We start from the raw sequence: 11,144 nt of genomic DNA, 5'->3' as shown, positions 1-11,144 counted from the left end.
AGTTCACAGCCAACAGCTATTTTTATATTAAACGACACAATATACGACCAATTGAGAGCATATTTTCGATCGCACAATCAGAGATTAGCCGAAATGTGCGATCGAGACTTCGGCTGGGACTAATCAATATAGCGGTTCTCAAGCGTGGTGAGGTATGGGGGCGAGCCCTATGCCCACGGAACCCTATGCCCTATGAGCACCTCATGTTTTGGCAGTTGGCACAAGAAAGAAAAAATTTTTGCCTTCTTCCTTCTTCCCTCTTCCTTCTTCCCTCTTCCCTCTTCCTTCTTCCCTCTTCCTTCTTCCCTCTTCCTTCATAGCCGATTTGCGGGCGTTGATCTAAAATCAGTACAGTCCTCTGCTGACTTGCTTTTAGCAAGATTTCAGCATACTTACCCTGAAACCTGATAATAATCCTTGTGCCAGACACTGCCCAGAACCGCCCAGAGCTGGATCTGAAGACCATATTTCCCTTCGAGCTAGATAACTTTCAGAGAGAGGCGATCGCCGCCCTCGATGCAGGTAAATCCGTTGTCGTGTGCGCTCCCACAGGCTCTGGGAAAACGTTAATCGGCGAATACGCCATCCATCAAGCACTCGACAGAGGGCGGCGCGTCTTCTACACCACACCCCTCAAAGCACTCTCTAACCAAAAGCTGCGCGACTTCCGCAGTCAATTTGGAGACAACAACGTAGGTTTGCTCACCGGCGACATCTCCGTCAATCGAGATGCGCCGATTTTGGTGATGACTACCGAAATATTTCGGAATATGCTCTACGGTACGCCGATCGGAGAAGTCGGCACTTCCCTCACCGGAGTCGAAACCGTCGTGCTCGACGAGTGTCACTACATGAACGATCGCCAGCGCGGTACCGTCTGGGAAGAATCGATCATCTACTGTTCGAGCGAAATTCAACTGCTGGCCCTCTCAGCAACCGTTGCCAATAGCGAGCAACTCACAGACTGGATTAACAAAGTCCACGGGCCCACAGAGCTCGTCTACTCAGACTTTCGGCCAGTGCCGCTGCAATTCCACTTCGCCAACCAAAAAGGGATATTTCCGCTGCTAGACGAGACCGGCAAAAGAGCGAATGTCCGGTTAGTCCCCAAAAAGAAGCAGCAAAAAGTAGAAAGAGGCAGCATCCCCACTCCGAGTTTGACCGATGTTTTGGCCCGGTTGGACGATCGAGATATGCTACCAGCAATTTACTTCATCTTCAGCCGTCGCGGGTGCGACCAAGCAGTCGCAGAAGTCGGCAACTTCTCCCTAGTTAACGAAGCCGAAACAGCCGAACTCAAACGCATCATTGACGATTTTTTACAGCGAAACCCAGAAGCAGAACGCTTCGGTCAAAAAGAAGCACTTTTAAAAGGCATCGCCGCCCACCACGCAGGCATTTTGCCCGCTTGGAAAGGTTTAGTAGAAGAACTCTTCGGCAGAGGTTTGATTAAAGTCGTATTTGCCACCGAAACCCTAGCAGCCGGGATAAATATGCCCGCCCGCACCACAGTCATTTCCACCCTGTCCAAGCGCACCGACAAGGGACACCGACTGCTAAACGCTTCAGAATTCCTCCAAATGGCCGGTCGGGCGGGTCGGCGGGGCATGGACAAGCAGGGGCACGTGGTCGCAGTTCAGACGCGCTTTGAAGGCGCAAAAGAAGCCTCCTATTTGGCAACAGCCAAAGCCGACCCCCTCGCCAGTCAGTTTACGCCCAGCTACGGCATGGTGCTGAATTTGCTGCAAACACACACTCTCGACGAAGCTCAAGAGTTGGTAGAGCGGAGTTTTGGTCAATACCTGTCTACCTTGTACTTGCAGCCCCAGCAATCAGAATTAGACCGACTGCAAACAGAATTAGCAGTGCTGGAACAGTCCCTAGCGGCCGGAGGAAATGTCTCCACCCTGGAAAAAAACCTCGCCCATTACGAAAAATTGCAGGGCAGACTCAAAGAAGACAAACGTTTGCTGAAAACTCTATTGCAGCAAGCTGAAGAAGCCAGATTTAAGGAAATGTCCGTAGCTGTGGCTTTTGCAGTGCTCGGCACGGTTCTGAGTCTCAAAGGCAAGCACGTTCCGACAGCCAAACGATCGCACACAACTCCTGTACCCGCCGTATTGGTTGCCAAAGTCGCAGGTTCCGGCCAAGCACCAAATTTGGTGTGCTTGGGCAAAGATAACCGCTGGTATGTCGTCGCCATTAGCGATGTCGCTACCCTGCACGCCGAATTACCCCGCTTGAGCGTTGCAGATACCTTGAACCCGCCCTCGGAAATGCCCCTGAGACTCGGCCAGTGCCGCTTGGGAACTGAAGAAACTGCTTCAATTGCTGCATCGATCCCACCATTGCCCACACCAGAACCGACCCCAGAGGCTCACGAGCAACAGCGGAAAATCGCAGCCCTAGAAGCTCAGCTAGAAATTCACCCGGTTCTAGAATGGGGCAATCCCGGTACTTTGCTCAAACGTCAGCGCCGCCGGGAAGAATTGAAAAAAGAAGTTCGCAAAAGCGAAGAAGACTTAGAAAAGCAGAGAGCTCGCTACTGGGAGGAATTTCTCAACTTAATCGACATCTTGCTGAATTTTGGCTGCTTGGAAAGAGTAGTTTCGGCAAATGTAAACCGAGATGACTCCTCCGGTAGGTTAGTACCCACAATCTTGGGTCAAGCTTGCGCCGCCATTCGCGGCGATAACGAACTGTGGCTGGGTTTGTCCCTGATGTCTGCCGAGTTTGACGAACTCGACCCCCACCACCTCGCTGCAGCTTGCGCGGCCTTAGTTACAGAAGTTTCCAGGCCCGACAGTTGGACTCACTACTCGCTGTCGCCAGAAGTTTTGGCACCTTTGGACAATCTGCAAAAAGGCTTGCGCCGCCGATTGTTTCAAGTGCAGCGCAAGCACGATTCTGCAATTCCGATTTGGCTGGAACGGGATTTAGTGACTTTGGTTGAACAGTGGGCTCTGGGTGTTGAATGGCTGGAACTGATTAGCCATACGAGTTTGGATGAAGGGGATGTGGTGCGGATTTTGCGCCGGACTTTGGATTTCTTGTCTCAGATTCCTCATGTTCCTCATGTTTCCGATTCTTTGCGGAGGAATGCTTGTCGGGCGATGCAGTTAATCGATAGATTCCCGGTGAATGAAGCTGCAAGTTAGAAAAGTGTTGACAGTTGACAGTTGACAGTTGGCTGTTGACAGTTGACAGTTGGCTGTTGACTTTTGGCTGTAAGGATCGTGGATTAAATAACTTCGTAGGTTGGGCCCGTGGAACGAACCCTACGCTTCGCTCCGCCCAACGCCACGCTTGATTGTTGGGTTTCGTTCCTCAACCCAACCTACAACAAATGCAAGTTATTTAATTCTCATTCCTAAGCTGTGCGGCATCTAAATTGTATTTTTGGTTTTTCAACCCAAATGCACCCAGATTTTAATCTAAAATCGTTTCCGGTGGCATCGGTATTGTTCAAATGTCCAAATATTCAAACAGTCAACTGTCAACTGTCATGAGGAATAGACCCAGATTTAAATCCCAAATCCCAAATCCCAAATCTAAAATCTAAAATCTAAAATCTAAAATCTAAAATCGCTCGATCTTAATTGTTATTGAAATTTTCCGAAACGGTGCGCTGGGTAATTCTCCTATTTTATGATGCAACAAATCAAAAAGCCCGATCGACTGCCTGATGCCTGCTCCCAGGCTAAAAAAACTCGCTTTTTCACTTTCTTGCAAAGAGTCTTAATTGGCACTCTAGCGAGTACATTACTCAATCTATTTATCCTATTTCCCTCTCCGAGTTTCGCAGAAGTAGTTCTGGGCGTAGTTCGCAGTTCCGAGAATTCTCCCGACTGGGTAAAGATTACCACGCGCCTCTGGGAAAGCGGCATTGCTTACAAACCAATCAATCTCGAAGAAATCAAAAATTTGGGGGATTTAACAGGCGTTAACGTGCTGTTTTTGCCCAACATTGAAACTTTGAGTCCGGCACAAATTAAAGTTTTAGAAGCTTGGGCATCCCAGGGCGGCCGCTTGATTGCTTCGGGCCCCGTCGGCCGCAGTTCCCCAGCCTTGGTGCGCCAATCTTTGCGATCGCTCCTTGGGGCCTATTGGGCTTTTCCGTTAACCCAACCGGCGACTCCGCAACCGCGCAGCCGCTGTCGGGATCTGGCTTGCACTACTTCTAGCAATTGGGTGCCACCCGAACAAAAAAATGCCTCAGTCCAAGGCGGTGTCTTGATTCCGGCTGATGCAAACAGTCAAACTATTGCTACTTGGAAAGATAGTTCCGGTTCCTCCGCAGCCATCGCCACGGATCGCGCTACCTACCTTGGCTGGCGTTGGGGTAGCGACGGTTCGGCAAATGTAGATAAGGCTTGGCTCCAAGCCTCGATCGCCCGCTGGGGAGGCACAATCGCTTCTGGGCCCTCCGCGCCGCCCACTGCTGCCGCGACCCCACTGCCAACCCCCCCCTCCAGAGTCACTAGAAACAGCCCTAGTTTGCCGCGTACTACCCCGCTGAGCCGACTTTCTCCCTCTGGCTCGCTTCCCGATTCAGTACCTGCAACTTTTACAGACCCTTCGGATCAGTCGGCGCCGGCGGGTTTGGACGTGCAGCCCAATTCCAATAAGCCGATCGTCAGCATTGAAGCGTACTTGATGCGCCAAGAACTCACCAACCTCCTCGGCCGGTTTGAAAGCGCCCTGACAGCATCTAATTCAGCCAATACCGCCATCAATCTCAATGCTGCTACCTCCCCTCAACTGCTGGCTGCAGAACAGGGCGGAGGCGGCCCAGCAGCCAGTCGCCCCCCTGTTCTGCAAGCGATCAGGGTACGGGCGATCGCCCAGGCGCGGCAGGTTTTGCAAACTTTTGACCAACTGCTGCAACAGCAAAACTACGCGGAGGCGAGAAAGCAGTGGGTGGAAGCGCGGCAGTTGCTGTGGGAAAATTACCCGAAGGAAGGACAGCGGGTTGGGGCGGAAATTCGGGCGGTTTGGCTCGATCGGGGGACGATCGTCGCAGCACGATCTGAACAGGGTTTGGCGGCAGTGTTCGATCGACTCGCCGCCGCAGGTATCAATACTGTTTTCTTTGAAACATTGAATGCCGGATATACCATTTATCCCAGTCAAGTTGCACCGCAACAAAATCCCCTAACAGTTGGCTGGGACCCGCTGGCATCGGCAGTTAAATTAGCCCACGAGCGAGGCATGGAACTGCACGCTTGGGTCTGGGTTTTTGCCACAGGAAATAAGCGCCACAATACTTTAATTGGCCAGCCTAGTTCTTATCCCGGCCCGGTGCTTTCCGCTCATCCACAGTGGGCAAATATTGACAATAAAGGACGCACGCAAAATCCTAACGATGGTAAATTTTATCTCGATCCGGCAAACCCGGAAGCGCGGAATTATTTGCTACAAATAGTCAGCGAAATTGCCAATAACTACAAAGTAGATGGAGTGCAATTAGACTATATTCGCTATCCTTTTCAAGATGATAATGCGAACTTTACTTACGGTTACGGTATTGCGGCGAGGCAGCAATTTAGGCAGTTGACTGGTGCAGACCCGGTGAATATTTCCCCCAGAAACGGCAGTTTGTGGCGGCAGTGGGTTGAGTTTAAAACTAATCAAATTAATAGTTTTGTAGCTGAAGTTTCTCAGCTTTTGCGGCAGAATTATCCGCGCACAATTCTGTCGGTTGCAGTGTTTCCGCACCCGGAAAGTCAGCGGATTTACAAAATTCAGCAAAATTGGGAAGTTTGGGCTCGTCAGGGCATTGTAGATTTGATTGTGCCGATGACTTATGCTTTGGATACGAACCGACTTCAACGCATCACTGAACCCTTGGTAAATGAACAAATTCTGGGTTCGGCTTTGATTTCTCCCTCGGTTAAGTTGTTGACTCTCCCGGAAGTTGTGGCGATCGACCAAATTCAAGCTTTGCGCGATTTACCGACTGGGGGCTATGCTATTTTTGCTGTGGAAAGTATCAGCAGCGCGATGCAGGGGTTTTTTAACCGCACTCAAGGCCCGCCAGTGCGTTCTACTTCTGCTGCAGAGCCCATTCCTTACCGACAGCCGTTTGCAGCGGCGGCTTCGCGGTATACTGCTCTCAAGCAGGAATGGAGTTTTTTGTTAGCTAACAATGAGTTGCGGGTGTCGGAATCTGAACTGAAGGTTTTGCAAAGTCGGGCGGATGAATTGGCGCAAGCTTTGAGCAAGTTGGCGGCAAATCCTTCTAGAGAAAGTTTAGCAACTGCTAAAAGATTGTTGGGGAGTTTTCAATCTCAGTTTCAATCTTCGATGCGCTTGCATTCTGCGGAAAATAGCTATCAGGTACAAACTTGGCAGAATCGTTTGGAGAGTTTGGATATGCTTTTACGTTACGGCGAAAGGATGGAGTTGAATCGCAGGTAAATACAGATTTTTGGGGTGTTTGCTGCTCTGGATAGTGCGATCGTGCTAACATTTGGGCGATCGTACTCTAATTAAGTTAGTTCGCGATCCACGGGTAATCCTCACCTTGTTTTTTTCACAGTCATACTTCGTTCAATCCCGCAGATTCAGCAAAAAACCCGGTGTTTGAGCGAAGCCGAAACCCGCTGTCTTGGGTCGGAGTGCGATCGCGAACTGTAAGTTTGTAAGGAATGAGAATTAAATAACTTACAATGCGTCATGGTTCTTGTGGGATGGGCGTCCCGCCCGTCCATAAAGGGCGGGCTCTTAGGCCCAACCTCTACTCCCCACTTTCAAGAGTGTCAATTATTTAATTCGCGATCCTAAGTAGGTCATCACAAAATAACCATAGTATCTTATCAGGGAGGATTGAGCTAAGATCCACGATCACAGCGAGTAGATGAGTCCTCTCACCCGCCCGAACCATGTAATGTTTATTTGCACTCACATCTTGCACCATTCTCAAGAACGGGCTCTGGGGCCCGTTCCACAAAAGATAATTTTTCTTGTGGAACAGGCCGAAAAGCCTGTTCCTAAAAGGCTAATTGAGAATGGTGCCAGATATAAGTTTGCACCTACTTAGTGAGGACGGAAGTCCTCAAAACTCTTAAAGGTCCAGTTAAAACAATTTGACGATGAGTGATTAACCGGATTTTATATTCCTCGCTCGTCTCTCGACCCAAGATTTTAACATCTACTAATTTAAAATGCCCATTTTCACTACTTTTAGGATGAATATGTTTCCTAAACCCCTCAATCGTTTAGCTACAAAATTTATCGGCAAAGTTCCATTACAAACGGTGCTAGTGGTTCCTTTTTTAGTGCAAATTGTCGGCACGGTAGGAGTTGTAGGTTGGCTATCTTTCCAAAACGGTCAGCGGGCAGTCAACGATGTTGCTGCTCAGTTGCGGGGAGAAATTAGCGATCGCATCAAAGACCGCATGGAACATTATATGTCAATTCCCCACATTGTAAATTACCTGAACCTTCAAGGCATAAAACTGGGGCAATTGAACCTAGAAGACAAGCAAAAACTAGAACATCATTTTCTAGAACAAATTCAATATTTTGATTCTATCAGTATCATTTACACAGGCAAAGAAAATGGAGAACACTCTGGAGCAATCCGCACTAAAGATGGGATTTTGATATCGGCTGCTGACATCTCTACTGACAATAAATTAGCTCGATATACTGCGGACTCTCAGGGAAACCGCGTTCAATTAGTGCAAATTTCACCCGATATTTATGACCCGCGAACTCGCCCTTGGTACATAGCAGCGGCTGCGGCAAAAAAACCTATTTGGACTCCAATTTATACAGATTTTTTGACTAGGGAACTGGCAATTACGGCTGCTTTGCCTATCTACGACGACGCTGGCAAATTGTTAGGCGTAGCTGGCAGCGATTTGCTGTTTTCCCGCATCAAAGAATTTCTCGTTAGCCTCAAAATTGGCAAATCAGGACAAACTTTTGTCATGGAGCGATCGGGGATGTTAATTGCTACTTCTACGGCGAGTCCAGAATTCGTGGTGGAAGGTAAAGAAACAAGGCGCATTAAAGCTTCAGAAAGCGAAAATCCGGTAATTCGCCAAACTGCACAACATTTAGATAAATCCTACGATAGCTTAGCTAAAATCAATAATTCTCAACAACTTACTTTTGATGTTGATGGCCAGCGAAATTTTATTCAGGTAGCTCCTTTTAAAGACGATCGAGGGTTGGATTGGCTGATTGTCGTAGTTGTGCCAGAGTCTGACTTTATGGAGCAAATTAACCTCAACACGCGCACGACTTTTTTACTGTCGCTTGCAGCATTGCTGGGGGCGACAATTCTGGGAATTCTTACTGCTAAATGGGTAATTCAGCCGATTTTAAGATTGAATGCTGCCGCGAAAGCTTTGGCGCGGAATGAATGGGATACAAAGCTCACTCTGAATCGCGAAGATGAACTCGGAGAACTTGCCACTGCTTTTAACAGCATGGCCGAGCAATTGCAGCATTCATTTACTTCTCTCTCGGAAAGCGAAAACCGAGTAAAACAATTTTTAAATGCAGTACCGCTAGGAATTTTTATTGCCGATCCCAACGGTCAACCTCACTACATTAATCCTACTGGAGAGCAATTGTTAGCTCAAGGAATTGTACCAGCCGATTCCGAAACTTTACGTCAATCCTACCGAGTTTATTTAGCTGGGACTCAGGAAATTTACCCGGCAGAACGCGACCCAATTTTAAATGCTTTGCAGGGTAAGAGTGTAACAGTTGATGACCTTGAAATCACCTCGACTGACAAAACTGTTCCCCTGCAAGTTTGGGGAACTCCTATTTATGACGCTCAAGGAAATGTTATCTACGGGATGTGCGCTTTTCAAGATATTACAGAACGCAAACTAGCGGAGAAAGTATTAAAGGAATACAACGACAATTTGGCAGTGCAAGTTGCCGAACGTACCGCCGATTTTGCCAAAGCACAAGAAAAGTTTTCTAAAGCTTTCCGTTTAAGCCCTAATGCGATTACCCTGACTAGAATCAGCGATGGTCGTCATATAGAAGCCAATGAAAGCTTTTGTCGGATGATGGGGTACAGTCACGAAGAAATCATTGGCAAAACTGCGGTAGAACTCAATTTTTGGGCGAGTTTGGGAGAGCGCGATCGCATGATTCAAATGTTGAAAAATAAGACGGCTATTCACAATTATGAGCTGAGGTTTCGCAATAAAAATGGTACAGAAAGAACGGCACTACTGTCTATAGAAACCATCAATATTGACGGAGAAGCTTGTTTTTTGTCGATTTCTAGCGATATTACCGAGCGCCAAAAAGCCGAAACTGCACTCCGGGAAGCAGAAGAAAAGTACCGCAATATTTATGAAAATGCTTTGAATGGAATTTTTCAAACTGCTATTGACGGGAAATACATCAGCGCTAACCCCGCTTTAGCTAACATCTACGGTTACGACTCGCCAGCAGATTTAATAGCAGTACAGCCGAATTTCCATAACCAGCTTTATGTGAAACCCAACCGCCGCGATGAATTTGCTGCGCTGATGAACGAGGACGGAATACTATCAAACTTTGAATCGGAAATTTACCGCAAAGATGGCAGCATAATCTGGATTTCGGAAAATTGTCGCGCTGTCTGCGATGAAGCAGGAAATCTGCTTTACTACGAAGGCTTTATTAAAGACATTACTGATAGCAAACAAGCGGAAATCAAAATGCAGCAGGCGAAAGAAGCGGCCGAAGCAGCAAACAAAGCGAAGAGTACCTTTCTCGCCAATATGAGCCACGAATTGCGATCGCCCCTGAACGCGGTCATCGGTTTTGCTCAAGTCATGCTTCGCAGTAAAACTTTGTCTCAGGAAAATCAAGAAGATGTCGGAATTATCCTGCGGAGTGGCGAACATTTACTGACTTTAATTAACCAAGTTTTAGACTTATCAAAAATTGAAGCCGGACGCACTACTATTAATTCAAAAAGCTTCGATTTGTACCAACTAATCGACGATTTAGAAGATATGTTTGCTCTCAAAGCTGAGCAAAAAGGTTTGCAATTAATATTCGACAGGGATGCAGAAGTTCCCCATTACATTTGTACTGATGAAGTTAAATTGCGGCAAGTCTTAATTAATTTGCTCAATAATGCAATTAAATTTACTTCAGAAGGGGGAGTGTCGATGCAAGTCAAAGCAGGAAGGCGGAATATACATAAAAACAGCACTGACCAATTGCCCGGCCACTACTGGCTGCATTTTGAAGTTCAAGATACTGGTGCAGGCATTGCTGCTGAGGAAATCAATCAGTTATTTGAAGCATTCGTGCAGACGAAAACAGGTAAAGATTCTCAGGAAGGAACGGGTTTAGGTTTAGCTATTAGCCGCCAGTTCGTGCAATTAATGGGAGGTGAAATTACGGTTAGCAGCGAGATCGGAAAGGGTGCAGTATTTCAGTTTGATATCCAAGTTCATTTGGTTGAAGCTAGTGAGATTGAAAGCAAAAAAACTCAACGTCGAGTTGTTGCCCTCGAACCGAATCAGCCGAGTTATCGCTTGCTAATTGTGGACGACAAACCATTGAATCGCCAACTGTTGGTAAAACTTCTCAGTCCACTCGGATTTGAGTTGAGAGAAGCGAATAACGGTAAAGAAGCGGTTGATATTTTTAGGGAGTGGGAGCCGCATCTGATTTGGATGGACATGAGAATGCCTGTAATGGACGGCTATGAGGCAACGAAACAGATTAAAACTACAACTGGGGGGCAAGCAACGGCGATTGTGGCCCTAACTGCTAGCGTTTTGGAGGAAGAACGGGCGGTGATTCTTTCGGCGGGTTGCGATGATTTTATGCGGAAACCGTTCCGAGAGGAGGATATCTTTGTGGCAATGGGGAAACATTTAGGAGTACGCTATATTTATGAAGATCCAACGGCAGTAAGTGCCACAGGTGTAGAGGAGTCAAGTCAGGAGGTGCTGATACCGGAGGCTTTCGCCTCTCTTTCTCCAGATTGGATGGCCCAATTCAAGCAAAGTATTTTGAGTGTGGACATGGAGGCGATCGCTAGTTCGATCGCACAAATCGGCACTGTCAATCCCTCTCTTGCGGCCAAGCTTCAAGATTGCATTAATAATTTTGAATATGACAGAATTTTGAACATAATCGAACTCAGCGAGAAACAGTAAAGA

The 11,144-nt window shown here is 47.5% G+C and carries 3 protein-coding genes; all 3 read left to right on the top strand.

The features are described from left to right. The first annotated feature begins 419 nt into the window (after positions 1 to 419). The 3 genes from QT973_RS15970 to QT973_RS15960 all read left to right on the top strand — a co-directional run bounded on the left by QT973_RS15970 (position 420) and on the right by QT973_RS15960 (position 11,141). Positions 420 to 3,158 carry a DEAD/DEAH box helicase gene (locus QT973_RS15970; protein WP_333338986.1) on the top strand — a complete coding sequence of 913 codons (2,739 nt, stop codon included), beginning with the start codon at positions 420 to 422 and terminating at the stop codon, positions 3,156 to 3,158. Positions 3,159 to 3,651: 493 nt separating this feature from the next. Then, positions 3,652 to 6,420, top strand: coding sequence for a family 10 glycosylhydrolase (locus QT973_RS15965; protein WP_445305697.1), 2,769 nt, complete (start codon positions 3,652 to 3,654; stop codon positions 6,418 to 6,420). A gap of 776 nt (positions 6,421 to 7,196) precedes the next feature. After that, a complete protein-coding gene (locus QT973_RS15960) occupies positions 7,197 to 11,141 on the top strand; it encodes a PAS domain S-box protein (RefSeq protein WP_445305696.1) in 3,945 nt (1,314 codons plus the stop codon). The last annotated feature ends 3 nt before the right edge of the window (positions 11,142 to 11,144 follow it).

The sequence above is a fragment of the Microcoleus sp. Z1_A1 genome (assembly GCF_036700305.1).
GTDB lineage: Bacteria > Cyanobacteriota > Cyanobacteriia > Cyanobacteriales > Microcoleaceae > Microcoleus.
The sequence above is the reverse complement of the archived record's forward strand: the minus strand, read 5'-3'. Positions and strand labels throughout refer to the sequence as shown.